We start from the raw sequence: 19264 nt of genomic DNA, 5'->3' as shown, positions 1-19264 counted from the left end.
GCCACGCTCAGGTTCCGAGGCCCGGCGCGTAGCCGAAGGCGGTGGTCGGCGTCGCGGCGGTCTCCACCCAGACACTCTTCACCTGCGTATATTCGCGCAGCACGTCGATCCCGCTCGACCGACCATAGCCGCTCTCGCCATAGCCGCCGAAGGGCGAGGCGACGTTGATCGTCTTGTACGAATTGATCCAGAACGTACCTGCCCGCACGGCCTGCGAAACGCGGTGCGCGCGGCCCACGTCACCGGTCCACACGGCCCCGGCAAGGCCGAAGCGGCTGTCGTTGGCAAGCGCGATGGCCTCTTCCTCGGTATCGAAGGGGATTGCGGCGACGACCGGGCCGAAGACTTCTTCCTGCGCCACGGTCATTGCGTTGCTGGCGCCCGCAATCACGGTGGGCGCCACGAAAAAGCCCTGATCGGGGATCGCGGCGAGCGCGCCGCCCAGCGCCGCGCCTTCGGCAAGGGCGCCGCTCACCATGCCGGTAACATGCTCGAACTGGCGGCGATTGTTGATCGGGCCGACTTCGGTGAGGGGATCGGCGGGATCGCCGACGCGGATCTGCGAAGCGCCGCGCGCCACAAGGTCGACCAGTTCGTCATGCACCGAGCGATGCACGAGCAGACGCGATCCGGCAACGCAGCTTTGCCCGGCCCCTGCGAAGATCGCCGCCTGCGCGCCCAGTGCGGCGGCGCGAAGATCGGCATCGGGGAAGACGATATTGGCGGACTTGCCCCCCAGTTCCAGCACCGAGGGCTTGAGCAGCTGGCCTGCCGCCGCCGCGATATGGCGGCCCACGGCGGGCGAGCCGACGAACACCACCTTGGCGACTTCCGGCGCGGCCAGCGCGGCCTGTCCGGTGGTGTGGCCGAAGCCGACCAGCACGTTGATGACGCCTGCGGGAACGCCAGCCTCCTCGGCGATCTTCGCCAGCGCCAGCGAAGTGAACGGCGTGCGTTCCGAAGGTTTGAGCACCACCGCATTGCCCATCGCGATGGCCGGTGCGATCTGCCAGCCGCCGGTGAACATCGGCGCGTTCCACGGGGTGATCTGCAGGATCACGCCGAACGGTTCGCGCAGCGTATAGTTGAGGTGCGTGGTCGGCACCGGGATGACTTCGCCGTGCAGCTTGTCGGCCCAGCCGCCGTAATACTCGAACATCTCGGCGACTTTCATCGCCTCGCCCCGGCAATCGCGGATCGGCTTGCCCGCGACGAGCATCTCGATCACCGCCAGTTCCTCGGCACGGGCGCGCACGGCGGCGCCTACCGCCTGCATGATCCGGCCACGCTGTGCCGCCGGAATCGCCGACCACACCGCCAGCCCGCGCTGCGCGGCCTGCGCCGCCTCGCGCGCCACGGCCTCGCCCGCATCGTGGAGGGTCACGAGCGGCTGGCCCGTCACCGGGTCTTCGATGACGATCGCTTCGCCCTCACCCGCCAGCGTTGCGCCCGCGATATGCGAACCGCCCGCGCCGCCGTTGGGCCAGAAGGCTTTCAGCGCATCTTCCAGCGCCTGGGTGCGGCTCTTGCCCGCAACAATGCTATCCATCACGCTCATCTCGATCAGTCTTCCAGAACCGTGGCAACAATGCGGTTGAAATCCTCGCCGTCGGCAAGGGCAGGCTCGCTGGCGTCCCATGCGGCAACGGTCGCGCCCATCATCGACAGCGAAAGCCCCGCCTCGGCGATCAGGTCACGCGCCAGACGCACGTCCTTGCGCATCAGCTTCATCGTGAAGCCGGAATCGAAATCGCCCGACAGGATCCAGCGCGGGAAGTTCACTTCGGTCACGCCGCTGCGGCCCGAACCCGAATTGACGCCGGTGATGACGTTCTGCGGATCGAGACCATAGGCCTGCCCCAGCTTCACCGCCTCGGCCCCGAGCACGAGGTTCGCGGCGCACAGCGCGTTGTTGATGATCTTGAGCGCATGGCCCGCGCCCACGCCGCCGACATGCGTGCGGATGCGGGTGATTGCATCGAGCACCGGTGCAACGCCCGCAATGTCGTCCTCGCTACCGCCCAGCACCATGCCGAGCGATCCGGTGGCCGCTGCCGAAGGGCCTCCGCTGACCGGTGCGTCGATATAGGCAACGCCGCGCGCGGCCAGCAATCCGGCCACCTTCACGCTGGTATCGGGGTGCGAGGTGGTGGTGTCGATAATGGTGACGCCGGACTTCGCGGCGCCCAGCATGTCGCCGATCACGGCCTCGACCACGGCAGCGGTCGGCAGGCTGAGGATGATCGCCTCACATCCCGCCCACAGATCACAAGCGCTTGGGACAAGGGTGAAAGCATCGCCATGTTCAGGGAACATCTCGCTGACGGCAGGATCGTGCCCTGCCACCTCGAAGCCTGCCGCCAGCAGGCTCCCCGCCATCCCGCGCCCCATGGCGCCAAGGCCGATAATTCCGACTTTCATTGTGTTCTCTCGTCTCCTGCGATGGAGACCAGAATAGGCAGGCACCTCACCCCCGAAAGGAAGCCCTCCCGCACTTGGCGTTGCGTTCCGGTCAACGCGTGGCATGATGCGGTCCATGAACCTCGATGACCGCTGGATCGCCTACCTTCACGAATCGGTGCTCGCCGGGAGCGTGCGCGGCGCTGCCGACAAGCTCGACATCAACGCCTCGGCGGTGAGCCGCCAGATCGCGATGATGGAGCGGCAGCTGGGCGTGCAACTGCTCGAACGCCACAACAAGGGCGTGCGCGCGACCGAGGCGGGCGAACTGCTGCTGAACTATCACCACCGCCGACTGGCCGATCAGGAGGATACCGTCAGCCAGATCGCCGACTTGCGCAGCCTCAAGCGCGGCCATGTCACGCTGGCGCTGGGCGAGGGGTTCATCGGCCTCGTCACCTCCAGCAGCCTGCGCCGCTTTCACCGCGACTATCCGCAGATCAGCGTCTCGATCGAGACGGCGGGCACCAATGGCGTGGTGCGCATGCTGTTCGAGGATACCGTGCACATCGGCCTCGTCTACAGCCCGCCGCGCGATGCCCGGCTGCGCAGCCATGTCGCGGTGCGGCAGGCGGTCTGCGCCATCGTCTCGCCCGCTCATCCGCTGGCGCGGCACGAAGGCGTGGCGACGATCCGCGATCTTGCCTCGCACAGCCTCGGCCAGCTCAACCAGAGCTTCGGCATCCGCCAGATCGTGGGCAACATGGAACAGCAGGAAGGCGTGCGGCTGACGACGATGATGACCACCTCGTCCATCGCCGCGCTGAAGAACTTTGCCGAGCATTGCGAGGGGGTTACGCTGCTACCCGCGTTCACGGCCGCGCAGGAGATTGCCGAGGGCCGTCTGGTCGCGGTGCCGGTGGAAGGGCAGGCGCTGAACGGCCATGCCCATGTCATCAGCCGGACGGGTCGCGAATTGCCCACCGCCAGCAAGAACCTGCTGCGCTACCTTATCAGCGACCTTCAGACGCTGGCGCGCGCCGGTTGAGCGGGTGGCGATGACGGGGCCGATGGCGGGGGGAACGCATCGGTATTCCGGCAAGCATGCTTTTGCTGACGGTTCGTGAACCACAGCGCGGAGGCGGCGCTCGCAGCCATCAGCACCACGCTCGCAAACATGGCGCTGTCGACGTAGAAGCTCAGGAACGTGTGGTGCAGCCCCGGCCAAAAGCGCGACAGCAGCAACAGCACGATGCTGCCGCCGTACCCGAAGGTGTCGGCGATGTAGATCAGGAACCCGGCATTGCCTGTCGCTGCGGCGTTACCTGCTGCGGGGCTGCGGGTGACGGCGATCATGCGGTCGAACAGCACCACGCTGAAGGGCACGTAGGAAAGATAGAGCCCGCTTCCCGACAGCACCATCCAGTCGAGCGGGGTGATGAGCCCAAGCCGGAAGGCGATGGTCGAGAGCCCGAGCAGCGCGGCGCCGGTGAAGATCGCGGCGTGGATCGTCAGCAGCGCCTTCAGATTGTCGCGCACCAGCATGATCGCGGCGAGGGCAATCAGCACGACGATCGTGACGGGCACTTCGCTTGCCGCAAGAATGCCGGGGAGTGGCCGTACCCGAACTGCGCCCATAATTCGGCGGAGAAGTTGTCGCGAAAATCGCGCAGGCCGGTTAACAGCATATAGCCTGCCACCAGCATGCCGAGCGGGAGCGCGAACTGGCGCAGCCAGGCATGGCGCTGGCCGGCGTCCATCGGCGTGCGCGCGCCGCGTTCTGCGATGTCGGCAGCGTCGGGCGGCGGTGTGCGGGCAAGGATGGTCATGCCGACCAGCAGCAGCGGCGTGAACAGCAGGCCGGTTATCGCGGGCATCCAGGGCGCCGGAAGGCCGAGCAGGAGTAGCAGCCGACCAACCGACTTGGTGGTGCCCGAGGAGAGGATGAAGCTTGCCGTCAGGATCGCGGCCAGTAGTTCGGAGGCGCGGCGGCCCTCCAGATAGCTGACGACCAGCCCCCAGATCATCCCCAGCGGCAGGCCGTTGAGAAACAGGCACAGCGGCCCCCAGCGCGCGGGAAGCAGCGCCAGCGCCAGCAGCGCAAGCCAGGAGAGGCCGATCAGCGACAGGATCGCACGCTGGCGATGATCGCGCCCATGTCCCGAAACCACGCGGATGCCGATCGCCTTGGAGCAGGCGTAGCCCACGGTCTGGGCAAGGACTAGCGCGGTCTTGTAATCGAGTGCGCCAAAGCCGGGAACATGCGCGAACGTTGCCGCCGCGATCGGCTTGCGGAAGGCATACATCGCGAAATACACGCAGAATGCCGCAAGCCCTGCGCCGAGCAGTCGCCATTCCCCTCTTGAGGGCAATTTCCCCCTCGAAGGCAGCGGCAAGCGGCGCAGGCAAGGCGGGATAAACGACACGACAGGCGGCGCTTAACGCCTTTCGATGACGTTGCCATGATAGCGCGAACCTGTCTGTGGCAGCGCAGCCCTATCCGGCAATGATGCGCATCAGGCGGCGACGTGAACCCGCATTCCTGCTGCCCGTGCGGCCTCGATAACGTCCGGCGACGGGGGCTGGTCGGTCACGAGATCGTGAACATCGGTGAACGGGGCGACATGCATCGTGCCCTTGAGGCCGAATTTGCCCGCATCCGCCACGACCACGACCCGCCGCGCGATATCGAGAACCGCCCGCTTGTAGGAAGCCTCGCCCGGATCGAAATCGAGGAAGCCGCGCGCCGCATCCACCGCCCCCATCGACAGGATCGCGACATCGGGGACAAAACGCCGGGTATAGGCGATGGCGTCGGCATCGAAACCGGCCCGGTAGTCGACGTCCAGTCGCCCTCCGGCAAAGAAGATGCGGTGATCGCCAAGCCCTAGCCCTTCGTGCGCCACTTCCAGATTGTTGGTGACCACCGTCAGCGCCTTGCGGTGCAGGAACTCGCGGGCGACCCAGAAGGAGGTGGTTCCGGAATCGACGAGAACGGTCATGCCGTTCTCCACGAAATCGCCTGCCACCCGCGCAATCGCGCGCTTTGCATCTGCGCGTTCGCGCAGGCGCGTGCGATAGGGCGCTTCCAATTGGCGTTCGGGCAGCGTCACCCCGCCATGCACTTTCAGGACGCGGCCGGTGCTTTCCAGCTGGCGCACATCGCGGCGAATGGTCTCTTCGGAAACGCCGAAGGCCTGGGCGAGATCGCCGATCCCGCAGGCGCCTTGCGCCTCCAGCGCGGAAAGAATGGCAGCAAACCGGTCAGCCTGAATCACGACAATCCTCGCTCATGCCTGGCCCAAATCATGCTTGGCCCAGATCATGCCTGCTTGTGGGAATGGCTGTGCTTCTTTCGATAAACTGGCGTTCGGTCAAGCCGCATTCCGCACAATACCACATTATCGGTCACGATATACTGACATAGCCACAAAATGTAACATCGCTGTCATCGAATCGGGGTAGCTCGCAGCCAACGCCGAAACAGTCGGCACGAGTCCGGCAGCAGGGCCGGGCAACAGGAGACAGACCATGAAGACCTGGATGACCGGCGCTGCGATCCTCGCGATCGCGGCGGGGACCACGCATGCCCATGCCCAGACCGCACCGGTGATTACCGCCGATGCGACCGCCGCCTCCAGCGCAACCGCCAATGCCGCAGCCGCAGCCGCGCCCGCCGCGACTTCGGACGATGGCGATCCGGGCACGCCGGACGACGGCAGCATCGTCGTCGTCGGTCAGGCGGTCTCCTTTGCCAACACTCGCGTCACCAAGGCGATGATCGAGCGCCAGTCCGCGCTGTCCAGCGTCAACGACGTGATCAACGAACTGCCCGGCGTCTCGGTGCAGGAAGGCGATGCTTTCGGCTCGTCCGACTGGGCGACCTCGATCAGCATCCGTGGTTTCTCGCAGGTCGGCACCACCATCGACGGCGTGCCCAACGGCGGCTCGGGCTATGGCGGCGGCTCCAAGGCCAACCGCTATATCGACGTGATGGACCTCAAGACCGTGGAAGTCTCGCAAGGCACGGCAGACATCTCCTCGCGCTCGAACGAGGCGCTGGGCGGTACGCTGAACTACCTGACCTCCGATCCCGAGAACGACTTCCGCCTGCGCCTGTCCGGCGCGGCGGGCGATTTCGGCGCGCAGAAGTACTATGTCCGCGTCGATACCGGCGAGATCGCCCCCGATACCCGCGCTTATGTCAGCGCCTCGCACTCCAAGGTGCATGACTGGATCGGCGGCGCGGGCAAGACCACCCGCGACCATATCGACGCCAAGATCGTCAGCCGCGTCTCGAACATCGACCTCACTGGTTTCCTGTCCTACGACGATGCGAACGAGTCCGAGTTCGGCTCGGTCTCGGTCGCCAGCTTCGAGGCCGACCCGAACCACGATGCCTATACCGACAACTGGACCGGCATCCCCTATATCGACCAGTCGTACCGCGCCGGTTCGCGCGCGCTGCGCAAGAACCTGCTGGGCTACCTGCGCGCAAAGACCGAACTGGGCGAACTGAAGCTCTCGGCAACCGGCTATTACCACCGCATGCGTGGCCGGGGTGACTGGCTGCCGCCTTATCTGGTGGACGTGGGCAACAACGGCACCGGCTCCACGGTTGTCGGCGGCGATGCGCTGGGCGAGATATACTTCGTCAATCCCGATGGTACGGCTGCGACGATGACGGCGGGCTGCACCGGCACCGCCAATGTCCCGGCGGAATATTCGCCCAGCTGCTATTCGTCGGACGCTACGGCGGTGATGTCGTACCGCCATACGCACTACAAGAACGACCGCTACGGCGCGACCGCCGATGCCGACTGGACGCACGATTTCGGCGTCGTCCAGAACAGCGTCCGCGCCGGTGCCTGGGTCGAGCATGCCAAGCTCAATACCCTGCGTGACTGGCACAAGGTCAACAATGCCGCCGTCGGCATGGCCTATGACGACACGCCGTACTGGGTCCAGTTCAGCACCGACTACGTGACCGACGAATTCGTCTATTACGCACAGGACGCGCTGACCTTCGGCAAGCTGACGGCCTCGTTCGGCGTGAAGCAATACTTCCTCGACCAGACGCGTCAGGAACTGCTCGACGACCGCACCCGCACCTCGATCAATTCGCACTCCAAGCCGCTGATCTCGGCGGGCCTGACCTGGGAAAGCCCGGTCGAAGGTCTCGAACTCTTCGCAGGCTATGCGCAGAACTTCGCGGCTATCGATAACGGCGTGCTCGACAGCGATCAGGCGACCGTCAACAGCATCAAGCCCGAAACCGCGAACAGCTGGGAAGTGGGCGCGCGCTATTCCTCGTCGCACCTGCAGGCCTCGCTGACCGGCTACGACATCAAGTTCGACAACCACATCGTCTCGATCTCGTCGAACCTCGTCACCGGCATCGACTATCTGGAGCAGGAAGACAGCGTCTATCTGAACGTCGGCGGCGTGCGCAGCCGGGGTGTGGAAGCCGCCGTTGCCTATCGCTTCGACATGGGCCTCACGCTTTCGGCGAACTACAGCTACAACCACGCCGTCTACATCGGCACCGGCGATGCCGAGCAGGACGCCGACGTCGGCATCACGCCGGGCGTGCAGGTCACGAACTCGCCGCGCCACATGTGGGTGCTCTCGGCGGACTACAAGCGCTCGATCTTCAAGGGCGGTGTTGCGGCCAAGTTCGTCGGCGATCGCTTCATCGATACCGAAGGCTCGCAGGTGGCGCCGGGCTATACCGTGCTGAACGGTTATGTCGGCGTCGATCTTGGCGGCATTTCCGATACGCTCAAGGGCGCCTCGTTCACGCTGCAGGCCACCAACCTCACCGACAAGCGCTACCTCGCAGGCGCTGACGGCGGCTCGGCGTTCCTCGGTGCGCCGCGCACCATCACCGGCTCGTTGACGCTCGACTTCTGATACCACCTGACCCGACACGCGGGGCGCTGCGGCCTTATGGCGGGCAGCGCCCCTTCGTCCGTTTATACCAGGATGAACCCGATGACCGATCTTTCGCGCCGTTCGCTGCTCGCCGGCCTTGGCGCCGCCTCGCTGGCAGGGCTGCCGCCCGCCATTGCGCGGGCCGCCGCGATCGCGCCGGACGTGCGCAAGGGCACGATCGAGGACATCCAGCACGTGGTGATCCTGATGCAGGAAAACCGCAGCTTCGACCATTACTTCGGCGCCCTTCGCGGCGTGCGCGGGTTTGCCGACCGTCATCCGATCCCGCTCGCACCGCTGCCGGGCGAGGACTCCCCGCGCAAGGTCTGGGAACAGTATGACGGCAAGGCACAAGGCGGTCCGCGCGCGGTCGGGCCGTTCCACCTTTCGACCAAGGCCGACTTCGACCTGATCCGCATGGCGGGCACCCCGCATACCTGGCCCGATGCGCAGGCCGCGTGGGATGAGGGGCGCCTCTCGCGCTGGCCCGAGGCGAAATCGCAGCGCGCGATGGGGCATTACCGGCGCGAGGATATTCCCTTCCAGTATGCGCTCGCCGAGACGTTCACGATCTGCGATGCCTATCACTGCTCGATCCAGACCGGCACCAATTCCAACCGCCTGTTCCTGTGGAGCGGCTCCAACGGCCCCGATGGCACCACCGGAGGGCCGTCCATCGACAATTCGCACGACAGCTTTCCCGAGGATGGCGGCGCGGCGGATTCCTATGGCTGGACCACCGTGGTCGAGCGCCTGCAGGCAGCCGGGATCGACTGGCGCATCTATCAGGACATGGCGGACAACTTCACCGACAACCCGCTGGTCGGCTTCGCCTCGTTCCGCGCCAGCCACAAGGGGCAGGGCGATCCCGAACTGAAAGCCCGCGCGATGAGCACGCAGGCGCTCGACGCGCTGCGCCGCGATGTGCTGGCTGGCACCTTGCCGCAGGTCAGCTACATCATCGGTACGGCATCGGGCAGTGAGCATCCGGCGCCGTCGAGCCCCGCACAGGGCGCGGCCTATACCGCCGATGTGCTCGACGCGCTGACCGCCGATCCGAAGGTCTGGGCGCGCACCGCGCTGTTCGTGATGTTCGACGAGAACGACGGGTTCTTCGATCACATGCCGCCGCCCGCGCCGCCCTCGCACGGGGCGGATGGCGAGGCGCTTGGCGGCTCCACCGTCGATCTGGCGGGCGAGTACCACGTCCATCCCAGCACCGGCGATCCGGCGGGCGATCCTGCCGACTTGCGCGGGCGCCCCTACGGTCTCGGCCCGCGCGTGCCGATGTATGTCGTCTCGCCGTGGAGCCGCGGCGGCTGGGTCAATTCCGAAGTGTTCGACCATACCTCGGTCACGCGCTTTCTGGAAGCACGCTTCGGCCTGCACGACAAGGAAATCTCCCCATGGCGCCGTGCGGTCTGCGGCGATCTGACCAGCACGTTCGACTTTACCGGGGCAGACCGCTCCCCCTTCGGCCCGCTGCCCGATCCGCGTCCCGAAGCGATGCGCGCCGCCGCCGTGCCGCATCAGGTCAAGCCGCTGGCGCCCGTGACGCGCGAGGCGCTGTGGCAGGAGCCGGGCCAGCGCCCCTCACGCCCGCTGGACTACGATCTCGACGTGACGGACAGGCTATCGGATAACGGTATCGGGCTGAGGTTCATCGCGAAGGGAACGCGCGGCGCGGTGTTCCACGTCTATGATCGTCACGATCTGGCCTCGCCACCGCGTCGCTATACGGTAGAGGCCGGGAAGGCGCTGGAGGGCGAGTGGCGCTTTGCGCGGACGGGCGGATACGATCTGGAAGTCTTTGGGCCCAACGGTTTCCACCGGCGCTTTGCCGGGACCGGCGCAAGTGCGCCTGCGATGGTGCGCTGGCAGCTGTCGCCCGAGACGGTTCACCTCGAAATCGTTGCGAGAAAGCCGGGTGTAACGCTGGAGCGCGCAGCACGGGCCGACAGGCCGCGTGAAGCGCCTGTCCATTTCGAGACGGGGGCGCATCGCCTGTCGTTGCGCAGTGTGCAGGGGTGGTACGACTTTACGCTGGACGACGGCAAGGGATGGCATCGCCGGATCGCGGGGCGTCTCGACCGTCCCGGCGTACCAAGCACCAGCGATCCCTTCGCCGTATAGTCGGGGCAGTGTAATCGAGGGGCGTAATCGGGGACGCCATCGGAACGATCCTGGATAGATGCCGGCGACAGGCTCTTTACCTGGGATGGGGTCTGTCGCCGGTATTGCTATCTCGTCTCGACGTTATGCCGCATCGACGAGGACGATCTCGCTGTCCTCGATGGCGGTGACGCGGATCGTATCGAGGTCGCGGATCGCGGCGCCGTCACGGGCGTTGACGCGTACCTCGTCGATCTGCACCGCACCGGTGGCGGGGACGAGGTAGCCCTTGCGATCGGTGCCGATGGGGTATTCCGCCGTCTCGCCCGCTTTCAGCGTCGCGGCGACGATGCGGGCATCGGTGCGGATCGGCAGGGCATCTCCATCGCCTTCGTACCCCGAAGCCAGCGTCTCGAAGCGGCCTGCGCGCTCGCCTTTGGGGAAGGGGCGGGCGCCCCAACTCGGAGCCTCTCCATTGCGAGTGGGGATGATCCAGATCTGGAAGATCTTGGTGGTCACGTCTTCGAGATTGTACTCGGAGTGGCGGATGCCGGTGCCCGCGCTCATCACCTGCACGTCACCGGCTTCGGTGCGGCCCTTGTTGCCCAGATTGTCCTCGTGGGTGATCGCGCCTTCGCGAACATAAGTGATGATTTCCATGTCGCGGTGCGGGTGCGGCGGAAACCCGGTCTTGGGGGCGATGGTGTCATCGTTCCAGACCCTGAGGTTGCCCCAGTGTACGCGGGCCGGATCGTGATAATCGGCGAACGAGAAGTGGTGCTTGGCATCGAGCCAGCCGTGGTTGGCGCCGCCGAGGCTCTCGAAAGGGCGAAGTTCGATCATCGTCATATCTCCTCAGAAAGCGGCGCTTCAGAGCGATCCGCTTTGTTGAGCCCTTTGTAGGGGTTGCGATCTTTTTCGTTCAGATAGATAAAATCCATCAGTCTATTCGAGGAAATGGAAAAGTGAACAATCCCGGCACGCCGACGCTCGACCAGTTGACGATCTTCCTGACCGTTGTGGAGACCGGCAGTTTCGCAGGTGCAGGCCGCAAGCTCAACCGCGCGGTCTCGGTCATCAGCTACGGCATCTCCAATCTGGAGATGCAGCTGGGCGTCACCCTGTTTGCGCGCGAAGGCACGCGACGACCGCAGCTGACCGAACAGGGACGCGCCGTTCTGGCCGAGGCCAAGACGATCGCGCAGGGGATCGACGGCCTGCGTGCCAAAGTGAAGGGTATGCTGGATGGGCTGGAGGCCGAGGTCAATCTGGCGCTGGACGTGATGCTGCCTGCCGAGCGGGTCGGTCAGGTTCTGCGCGATTTCGCGGCGACATTTCCTACGGTGCAGCTGCGGCTTCACGCCGAGGCGCTGGGCGCGATCACCGCGCTGGTGCTGGATCGCGAGGCGATCGTAGGCGTGTCCGGCCCGCTTTCGGCAGGGGTGGACGGGATCGACAGCCGCTCGGCAGGATCGGTCGCGATGGTGCCGGTGGCCGCGCCCGACCATCCGCTGGCACGCATGATGCCGATCGAGCCGGGCGCCGGGCGCGAGCATATCCAGCTGGTGCTGACGGATCGCTCGCGCTTCACCGCCGGACAGGATTATTCGGTGTTCAGCCCGCGCACCTGGCGTCTGGCCGATCTTGGCGCCAAGCACGCGTTGCTGCGGCAGGGGATCGGCTGGGGCAACATGCCGCTGGCGATGATCGAGGACGATCTGGTGACGGGCGCGCTGGTGCGTCTTGCCATGCCCGACCATGTGGGCGGCATGTACCGCTTCTCCGGTATCTGGCGGCGCGATACGCCGCCCGGTCCCGCCGCGACATGGCTGCTCGATCGCTTCGTAGCGCTGGGGCAGGTGATGTCGAACTGGAAGGTCTGGGCGACGTGTGATCGGGGGCAATTTTCAGTTTCAAGTACGCGGCAGCGCCGAGGCAGGATGCCGCACGAAGACCATCGTTGCGCCCAGCACCAGTGCCCCGGCCAGCGCCAGCGGACAGGCGAGCCCGCCGAAGCGCAGCAGCAGCGCGCCCACGGTGGCCCCTGCGAAGATCGACAGCACCGCGCCGAAGCGTCGCGCGAAGTTGGGCGTGCTCCGCCCCGTCTGGTCGGCGGCGATGCCGGTGATGGTCAGGGTCAGAACCGTGGTCGTGAGATCGGGCACCTTGAGCTGACGGATCGTGGCGTTGCGCAGGCCCATGGCAAGGCCGGTGAGCGCGATCACGCCGAGCACGGCGAACTCTGGCGCCTGCGCCGCCACATCCACATGCAGCGCCAGCGCGGCGGCCAGCCAGAGCAGCGCGCCCTCAACCACGGCGGCCCATGTCAGCCATTGCCGCAAGGGGCGCTGGGCATGGGCGCGACCCAGCCGTCCCGCACCCCAGGCGCCGACCATGAAGGTCGCCAGCGCCAGCAGTGCCGGGCCGGTCTTGAAGCCCGGCGTACCCGCAGCGGCAAAGCCCAGGAACACCACGTTCCCGGTCATGTTCGCGGTGAAGACCTTGCCGAGGCCCAGTACGGATGCGGCATCGACAAGCCCGGTCGTGGCGGACAGGACCAGCAGCAGGCGGGGGAGCGCGGAAGACGGGGCGGGTGTGGCGGCGGGCATGAGTGTGATCTCCTGAACGATGGCGTTGCAGAGGGTCTAGAGACAGGCGATCCATATTCTCAGTCGAATAAGATCGTCGCAATCGTTCCACTTTTTGGAAAACTCAGAAGCGGAAATTGCTTTCGAGGCCCAGCATGTGGATCGCTTTGGCACTGCCGGTCTCGCGGATGAAGGCGCCGGGGGCGAAGGCGGAAAGCGAGGCCGAAAGTTCCAGCTCCGCCGTCGCCTGCCAGGCCAGCGTCGCTTCCACTTCCTTGCCGATGAAGCGCGCCCGCGCATCGCCTGCGGCACGCACGAGATTGCCCGGAATGTCGTAGATCCCGTCTGCCCGCGAATAGCGCCAGTAGGCCGCACCTGCGAGGCTGGCCGAGACTTTCGGGCTCAGCCGCACGCCCACGGAAGGGTGCAGATTGACGATGTTGTACGGGCCGATGGGCGATAGCTCACCGAAGTATTTGCCCTTGGGAAACAGCGCATTGAACGTGCCGAGGCGATGGTCTCTGGCATTCCCGTCCCCGCTGACGACATTCACCCGCAAGGTCAGGTCCGGGCGCAGCGGCACATCGGGAAAGGCGTGTCCCACCTCGCTGCCCAGCGTCCAGGCGGAGATCGTCTCGTCGGCGAAGTGGCCGAACTGGTAGGCGCCTTCGACATTCCAGTGCCAGTCGGCCCGCAGACCATGCCAACGCGCGCCGAGCGTATGGCGCGTCTCGCCACCCGTCGTCCCGCCCCACGTCGCGCGCTCGTTCCGGAAGCCGAGGTAGTAGAGATCGAGATCCGGCAGTGTGGTGTAGACACCCCATAGCGACTTGCTGGACGAGGTACGATCGTCGAAGCTCGCCGTGCCGGGCTGGACCGGGCGCATCGCCAGCAGGCTGACGGTAGCCTTGCCCAGCTTCACATCGCCGCGCACGCCATCGAAGGCGAGCGGAACGTTCGGGCCGTAGCGCGTGCCGACCAGACGCTCGGTGCCGAGCGACAGCATCTGGCGTCCGGCGCGCAGCGTTACTTTGCCGAGATCGGCTTCGACGAAGCCTTGCAACAGGTCGGCACCGGTTTCGTCGATGGGGCTTGCCTGTGGCTTCACGCCGATCGAGGTGGCGATGATCGGCTGCACGAAAGCGCGCACCTTTCCGGCGTGCAGGTCGGCATAAGGCATGGCGCGAAGCCAGAGGTAGCTGTCGTTCGGGCATCGCCGCCGCCCCACAGGTTGTTCTGATAGTTTTCGTTACGGGCGCGCAATTCGATGCCGGTCGAGACCCAGACGTCATCGGTAATCGGGATATACTTGAACCGGCCGGTCCAGTGGTGCGCGCGCTTGTCGGCATCCTCGAGGTCCGACCAGTCCTCGTCATAGCGGGTGATCGAGAGCGTCGGCGCCTGCCAGGCTTCGTGCGGATCGGCGTGAGCCGCGGTGGGGAGCAACGCCATGAGAGACAACAAGGCCCATGCGATTTTCCCGTTTGTGTCGAGCGAAGTCGAGACACGATGTCCCCTGGTGTCTCGACTGATGTTCGAAGAACGGCAGTTCATCCCGAGCCTGCCGAGGGGCTCGACACGAACGGAGGGGGCCTTCATCATGATACCTCACTCCGCCGCGCCAGCATGGCGACCAGCACGAAAGCGCCGGTCAGGCCCATGTGCTCGAAGAAGGCATTGGTTGCGGCGAAGCGCTCAGGGCCGGCGGGCATCGTCCAGAAGGCGTTGGCGACGCAGGCCGCCAGCGCGGTGAACACGCCGAGCATTCCGGCGCCCAGCCAGACCAGACGGCCCGAGAGGATCAGCAGCGGCCCGATCAGTTCCACCGCGATGGTGATCCCGGCCCAGAGCGTGGGCGGGGTAAGGCCGAAGTGGGCCTGCTCGGCCAGTGCGGCGGGCCAGTCTCCCAGCTTCACCACACCGCCCAGCAGGTAGGCGCTGACCAGCAGCAGCCGGGCAACAAACCCCGTCGGCGCAAAGTCGAGCACGGTGTTTACGAACGACGGGGCGCACATGGGTCAGGCTCCAGCGTGGGCGTCAGAGTGAATTTCGGCAATGTAGCCGCCGGGGAACTCGACCACTGCCGACTGGCGCTTGCCGTAAGTGGCAGGCGCGACGAGCGTCTGGACACCTGCGGCCTTGGCCTTGGCAAGCGTCGCCGAAAGGTCGGACACCGCATAGCCGGTCATGTCGCGACCATAGGGCCAGGGCAGCAGGCCGTCCGAGACGAACACCACCATGTCGCCATAGCCACTGCGGATCGAGACGCGGCGGATGGTCTTGCCGGGCTCGCCGATCTGGGCGCCGTCCGCGGTCTTGTCGTCCGCCGTGATCTTGGCATGGGCATAGCCGGTCCAGGCGTTGATAAACTTGTCGGCGGCATCGGCGGTCAGGTAGATGCGGTTTTCAGGCACGGTGCCGAGCGGGGTGTAGCTGGGCTTCACCGTGTGCCAGTAGATCTGCATGTTCACGCCGCCCGGCCACTGGATCAGCGAATCCCGCCCGATCGGATCGGGGAAGGTCGTCAGCAGCCGGGTCGCGCCGTGCTTCACGGCGGCAGCGATGGCGGCATCGATGTCGGTGACGAGATAGCCGGTGCGCTCGGCGCCGAAGGGATAGGGGATCGGCGTCTTGAAGCCGAACACCGAGACCGAACCGGCAGGCGTCAGCACCAGCTGCGACTTGGTCAGGCTCTGGGTCGGCGTGACCTGAAACTCGCCCTGCTTGCTGGTGGTGCCCCCGAAGGTGGCCGAGAAGCTGGATACGAACGTGTCGAACTGGTCGGCAGGCACGTAGACGTGGGTGGTGTCGTACTGCGGGCCGACCGCGAAGTCGGGGGTGGATGTGACGGCGTCGGTCCGGGCCATGGCAGGAATGGCGGCGGGAACAGAGGCAATGACGGCGGCGGCGATCAGCAGGGTAAAGCGCTTCATGGGGGCTCCTTGGGGTGAGTTTCATCGTCCCGTGCCCGGTCTCTTCATGACCGGGCGCAGGTTTGATGTACGTCGCAATCGAACTGCTATCGATCCGAATAAAATCGTTCGATACGTTCTACTTTATGGAAAAGTTGGCGTTAGGCGGCCCAGCAGCCGCAGCCGAGCGATCCCCAGAAGCTCTGGACATCGGCGGCGGGAACATCGGCCCCCAGCGCGGCGGCATGGTCGTGTCCGTGAACACCGCAGGCCGAATGGCAACCGCAGGCAGACGCCAGCTTCTGCTTGGTTTCGGGGACTGGTAATAGCCGCCGAACGTCGCGACCGGGGACCAGTCGGGCATGGGCTTTGGCAGGTCCGGCGCGATCGGGCGATAGTCGCCCTCGCCATGGACCACCTTGCCGCCGAGCAGCGTTAGCACCGAGCGGATATGGACGATTTCGTTGTCGGGAACCGAGAAATAGTCGTCCGAGAGCAGCGCGAGATCGGCGAGCTGGCCTGCCTTGATGCGGCCCTTCTTGCCCTCCTCGTTCGAGAACCAGGTGTTCTCGTGCGTCCACATCCGCAGCGCCTTTTCGCGGCTGACGCGGTTGTCGCCGCGATAGAGCGAGAGGCCGCCGACGGTGCGTCCCGTGACCAGCCATGACAGCGAGACCCACGGGTTGTAGCTGGCGACGCGGGTGGCGTCGGTGCCAGCGCCTACCGGGATACCGGCGGCGATCATGCGGGCAATCGGCGGGGTGCGCTCGGCGGCCTTGGCGCCGTAGCGCTTGACGAAATCCTCGCCCTGATAGGCCATGCGGTGCTGCACCGCGATGCCGCCACCGAGCGCGGCGATGCGGTCGATATTGCGGTCGCTGATCGTCTCGGCATGGTCGAAGAACCAGTTGATGCCTTCGAGCGGAATGTCGCGATTGACCTTCTCGTAGACGTCGAGCGCGCGGCCGATGGTCTCGTCATAGGTCGCATGCAGGCGCCAGGGCCAACGATGCTCGGCCAGAAGACGGATGACCGGTTCGAGATCGCCTTCCATGCTCGGCGCCATGTCCGGGCGGGGTTGGCGGAAATCCTCGAAATCGGCAGCGGAATAGACGAGCATCTCGCCTGCACCGTTGTGGCGATAGGTGTCGTCGCCCTGACCCGGTGTCACCTGCTTCACCCAGCCCGAGAAGTCGGCCAGCTCTTCCTTCGGCTTCTGGGTGAACAGGTTGTAGCTGATCCGCACGGTCAGTTGGTCTTCGGCGTGGAGCTTTTCGATGATCTCGTAATCATCGGGATAGTTCTGGAAGCCGCCGCCCGCATCGATCACGCCGGTAATGCCCAGCGCGTTGACTTCGCGCATGAAATGCCGCGTGGAGTTGACCTGATAGTCCTGCGGCAGCTTCGGTCCCTTGGCGAGCGTCGAGTAGAGGATCGTGGCGTTGGGCTGGGCCAGCAGCAGACCGGTGGGATTGCCTGCCGCGTCGCGCACGATCTCGCCGCCCGGTGGATTGGGCGTGTCCTTGGTATATCCGACCACCCGCAACGCGGCGGCGTTGAGCAGCGCCCGGTCGTAGAGGTGGAGGATGAACACAGGCGTGTCGGGCGCGACCGCGTTCAGTTCCTCGATGGTGGGCAGGCGCTTTTCGGCGAACTGGTGTTCGGTGAAGCCGCCGACCACGCGCACCCATTGCGGGGCAGGCGTGTTGTCGACCTGCCGCTTCAGCATCGCCATGGCATCGGCCAGCGTCGGCACGCCGTCCCAGCGCAGTTCCATGTTGAAGTTCAGGCCGCCGCGAATGATGTGCATGTGGCTGTCGATCAGGCCGGGGATCATCCGGCGGCCCTTGGCGTCGATCACGGTGGCGCCGGGCGCGGCGGCCTCGCGCGCTTCCTGCTCGCTGCCGACGGTCAGGAACTTGCCGTCGCGGATGACGACGGCCTCTGCCTGCGGATTTTCGCGGTCGAGGGTCGTGACCTTGGCGTTGATGATGATGGTATCGGTCATGAGCGTATCCTTCCGGCCCTGTTATCAGGCCCTGTTATCAGGCCCTCGTTTTCAGGCCCCGTTGTCAGGCGTTGTCTTTGTGGCCGGGCAGGCGCCCGAGGACGTGTTCGCGGCATTCGGAGATGACGACTTCGGCGAGGTGGTTCTTCGCCAGCATGCTGCCCGCAAGGGGGATGATCTGCTCGCCCAGCAGGATGCCCAGCAGTCCGACCAGCGCGATCATCGGCGGCGCCGGCGAACGGACGCCGAGGAGTGAATAGACGACACCCACCAGCAGTCCGGCGGCAAGCGAGAAAAGGTAGGCTTTCATCGGTTGGGTCTCCCCGGCGTTTCGCGTCAGGCCTGCACGAAGGCGAGCAGGTCGGGGTTGATGGTGTCGGCATCGACGGTGAGCATGCCGTGCGAGAAGCCCGGATAAATCTTGAGCGTCGCATTCGGCAGGATCTCGGCCTGCAGCACACCGGCGTTCTTGTAGGGCACGACCTGATCGTCATCGCCGTGCAGGACGAGCGTGGGGACGGTGATTGCCTTCAGGTCTTCGGTCTGGTCGGTCTCGGAGAAGGCCTTGATGCCTTCATAGTGCGCCTTGGCGCTGCCCATCATGCCCTGACGCCACCAGTTGTCGATGACGGCGGGCTTCACGTCGGCGCCCTCGCGGTTGAAGCCGTAGAACGGCCCTGCGGCAACATCGCGGAAGAACTGCGCGCGGTTGGCGGCAAGCCCTGCACGCAGGCCATCGAAGACCTCGATCGGCAGACCGTCAGGATAAGCCTCGGTCTTGAGCATGATCGGCGGCACGGCGCTGACCAGCACGGCCTTGGCGACGCGGCCCTGCGGGATGCCGTAGCGCGCGACATAGGCCGCCACTTCACCGCCGCCGGTCGAGTGGCCGATGTGGACGGCGTTCTTGAGGTCGAGGTGCTCCATCACGGCGGCGGCATCGGCGGCGTAGTGGTCCATGTCGTGACCTTCGCTGACCTGTGCCGAGCGACCGTGGCCGCGACGGTCATGGGCGACGACGCGGAAGCCCTTGCTCAGGAAATAGAGCATCTGGGTGTCCCAGTCGTCCGACGAGAGCGGCCAGCCATGGTGGAAGACGATCGGTTGCGCGTCCTTCGGACCCCAGTCCTTGTAGAAGATTTCGACGCCATCGGAGGTGGTTACATAGGCCATGGAAGTTATCCTTTCGAAACGGGTTGAAACGGACAGAAAAGGAATGGAGCGGCACTTGACGTGTACACACAGGATGGGACCGGCCCGCCGATGAGGGAGCGGGGGGAGAAGATCGGTGGCCGGTCCCGAGCAGTGTA

Annotated in this window: 12 protein-coding genes and 4 pseudogenes; 4 read left to right on the top strand and 12 right to left on the bottom strand. The window is 65.6% G+C overall.

What is annotated here, in order from left to right; all coding sequences use genetic code 11:
- Nucleotides 1-7: 7 nt before the first annotated feature.
- Nucleotides 8-1549 (bottom strand): aldehyde dehydrogenase family protein, encoded by a 1542-nt coding sequence (locus CI805_RS18500; RefSeq protein ID WP_260929717.1) that lies wholly within the window; start codon nt 1547-1549, stop codon nt 8-10.
- A 14-nt stretch (nt 1550-1563) separates the two neighbouring features.
- Nucleotides 1564-2421 (bottom strand): NAD(P)-dependent oxidoreductase, encoded by an 858-nt coding sequence (locus CI805_RS18495; protein WP_260928155.1) that lies wholly within the window; start codon nt 2419-2421, stop codon nt 1564-1566.
- 115 nt (nt 2422-2536) lie between these two features.
- Here CI805_RS18495 and CI805_RS18490 point away from each other — a divergent pair, with 115 nt between their 5' ends.
- Nucleotides 2537-3448 (top strand): LysR family transcriptional regulator, encoded by a 912-nt coding sequence (locus CI805_RS18490; protein ID WP_260928154.1) that lies wholly within the window; start codon nt 2537-2539, stop codon nt 3446-3448.
- On the opposite strand, the pseudogene CI805_RS18485 reads toward CI805_RS18490, so the two are convergent.
- Both CI805_RS18485 and CI805_RS18480 read right to left on the bottom strand, forming a co-directional pair.
- Nucleotides 3424-4706, bottom strand: a pseudogene (locus CI805_RS18485) (DUF5690 family protein). The gene CI805_RS18490 and the pseudogene CI805_RS18485 overlap by 25 nt on opposite strands.
- A 210-nt stretch (nt 4707-4916) precedes the next feature.
- Nucleotides 4917-5678, bottom strand: coding sequence for a DeoR/GlpR family DNA-binding transcription regulator (locus CI805_RS18480; RefSeq protein ID WP_260928153.1), 762 nt, complete (start codon nt 5676-5678; stop codon nt 4917-4919).
- Between the two features lie 253 nt (nt 5679-5931).
- Here CI805_RS18480 and CI805_RS18475 point away from each other — a divergent pair, with 253 nt between their 5' ends.
- Entirely contained in the window at nt 5932-8313 is a 2382-nt protein-coding gene (locus CI805_RS18475; RefSeq protein ID WP_260928152.1) for a TonB-dependent receptor domain-containing protein, read from the top strand.
- Nucleotides 8314-8394: 81 nt separating this feature from the next.
- On the top strand, nt 8395-10467 hold the full coding sequence (locus CI805_RS18470) for a phosphocholine-specific phospholipase C (protein WP_260928151.1): 2073 nt from the start codon (nt 8395-8397) through the stop codon (nt 10465-10467).
- Nucleotides 10468-10590: 123 nt separating this feature from the next.
- Here the strand turns inward: CI805_RS18470 and CI805_RS18465 are convergent, their stop codons facing one another.
- A complete protein-coding gene (locus CI805_RS18465; RefSeq protein WP_260928150.1) occupies nt 10591-11289 on the bottom strand; it encodes a pirin family protein in 699 nt (232 codons plus the stop codon).
- A 122-nt stretch (nt 11290-11411) separates the two neighbouring features.
- On the opposite strand from CI805_RS18465, the pseudogene CI805_RS18460 reads away from it, so the two are divergent.
- Nucleotides 11412-12340: pseudogene (locus tag CI805_RS18460) on the top strand (LysR family transcriptional regulator).
- 19 nt (nt 12341-12359) lie between these two features.
- On the opposite strand, the gene CI805_RS18455 reads toward CI805_RS18460, so the two are convergent.
- From CI805_RS18455 to CI805_RS18425, 7 genes and pseudogenes are all read right to left on the bottom strand, one after another.
- A complete protein-coding gene (locus CI805_RS18455) occupies nt 12360-13055 on the bottom strand; it encodes a YoaK family protein (RefSeq protein ID WP_260928149.1) in 696 nt (231 codons plus the stop codon).
- Nucleotides 13056-13158: 103 nt separating this feature from the next.
- Nucleotides 13159-14486: pseudogene (locus tag CI805_RS18450) on the bottom strand (alginate export family protein).
- A 146-nt stretch (nt 14487-14632) separates the two neighbouring features.
- Nucleotides 14633-15049 carry a DoxX family protein gene (locus tag CI805_RS18445; RefSeq protein WP_260928148.1) on the bottom strand — a complete coding sequence of 139 codons (417 nt, stop codon included), beginning with the start codon at nt 15047-15049 and terminating at the stop codon, nt 14633-14635.
- A 3-nt stretch (nt 15050-15052) separates the two neighbouring features.
- Nucleotides 15053-15967, bottom strand: a complete 915-nt coding sequence (locus CI805_RS18440; protein WP_260928147.1) for a VOC family protein — start codon at nt 15965-15967, stop codon at nt 15053-15055.
- 140 nt (nt 15968-16107) lie between these two features.
- Nucleotides 16108-17954 (bottom strand): annotated as a pseudogene (locus CI805_RS18435) (amidohydrolase).
- A 64-nt stretch (nt 17955-18018) separates the two neighbouring features.
- The gene (locus tag CI805_RS18430) at nt 18019-18264 is read right to left on the bottom strand and encodes a XapX domain-containing protein (RefSeq protein ID WP_260928146.1); all 246 of its coding nucleotides are present in this window, start codon (nt 18262-18264) and stop codon (nt 18019-18021) included.
- Nucleotides 18265-18290: 26 nt separating this feature from the next.
- Entirely contained in the window at nt 18291-19127 is an 837-nt protein-coding gene (locus tag CI805_RS18425) for an alpha/beta fold hydrolase (RefSeq protein WP_260928145.1), read from the bottom strand.
- Between the last annotated feature and the right edge of the window lie 137 nt (nt 19128-19264).

It is taken from the genome of Novosphingobium sp. 9 (assembly GCF_025340265.1).
Classification (GTDB): Bacteria; Pseudomonadota; Alphaproteobacteria; order Sphingomonadales; family Sphingomonadaceae; genus Novosphingobium.
This window is presented reverse-complemented; position numbering and strand designations above follow the sequence as displayed.

Excerpts from the sequence above, each read along its gene's own strand:
- CI805_RS18500 (WP_260929717.1), bottom strand. The coding sequence starts at position 1,549 with ATGGATAGCATTGTTGCGGGCAAGAGCCGCACCCAGGCGCTGGAAGAT.
- CI805_RS18495 (WP_260928155.1), bottom strand. The coding sequence starts at position 2,421 with ATGAAAGTCGGAATTATCGGCCTTGGCGCCATGGGGCGCGGGATGGCG.
- CI805_RS18490 (WP_260928154.1), top strand. The coding sequence starts at position 2,537 with ATGAACCTCGATGACCGCTGGATCGCCTACCTTCACGAATCGGTGCTC.
- CI805_RS18475 (WP_260928152.1), top strand. The coding sequence starts at position 5,932 with ATGAAGACCTGGATGACCGGCGCTGCGATCCTCGCGATCGCGGCGGGG.
- CI805_RS18470 (WP_260928151.1), top strand. The coding sequence starts at position 8,395 with ATGACCGATCTTTCGCGCCGTTCGCTGCTCGCCGGCCTTGGCGCCGCC.
- CI805_RS18465 (WP_260928150.1), bottom strand. The coding sequence starts at position 11,289 with ATGATCGAACTTCGCCCTTTCGAGAGCCTCGGCGGCGCCAACCACGGC.
- CI805_RS18455 (WP_260928149.1), bottom strand. The coding sequence starts at position 13,055 with ATGCCCGCCGCCACACCCGCCCCGTCTTCCGCGCTCCCCCGCCTGCTG.
- CI805_RS18445 (WP_260928148.1), bottom strand. The coding sequence starts at position 15,049 with ATGTGCGCCCCGTCGTTCGTAAACACCGTGCTCGACTTTGCGCCGACG.
- CI805_RS18440 (WP_260928147.1), bottom strand. The coding sequence starts at position 15,967 with ATGAAGCGCTTTACCCTGCTGATCGCCGCCGCCGTCATTGCCTCTGTT.
- CI805_RS18430 (WP_260928146.1), bottom strand. The coding sequence starts at position 18,264 with ATGAAAGCCTACCTTTTCTCGCTTGCCGCCGGACTGCTGGTGGGTGTC.
- CI805_RS18425 (WP_260928145.1), bottom strand. The coding sequence starts at position 19,127 with ATGGCCTATGTAACCACCTCCGATGGCGTCGAAATCTTCTACAAGGAC.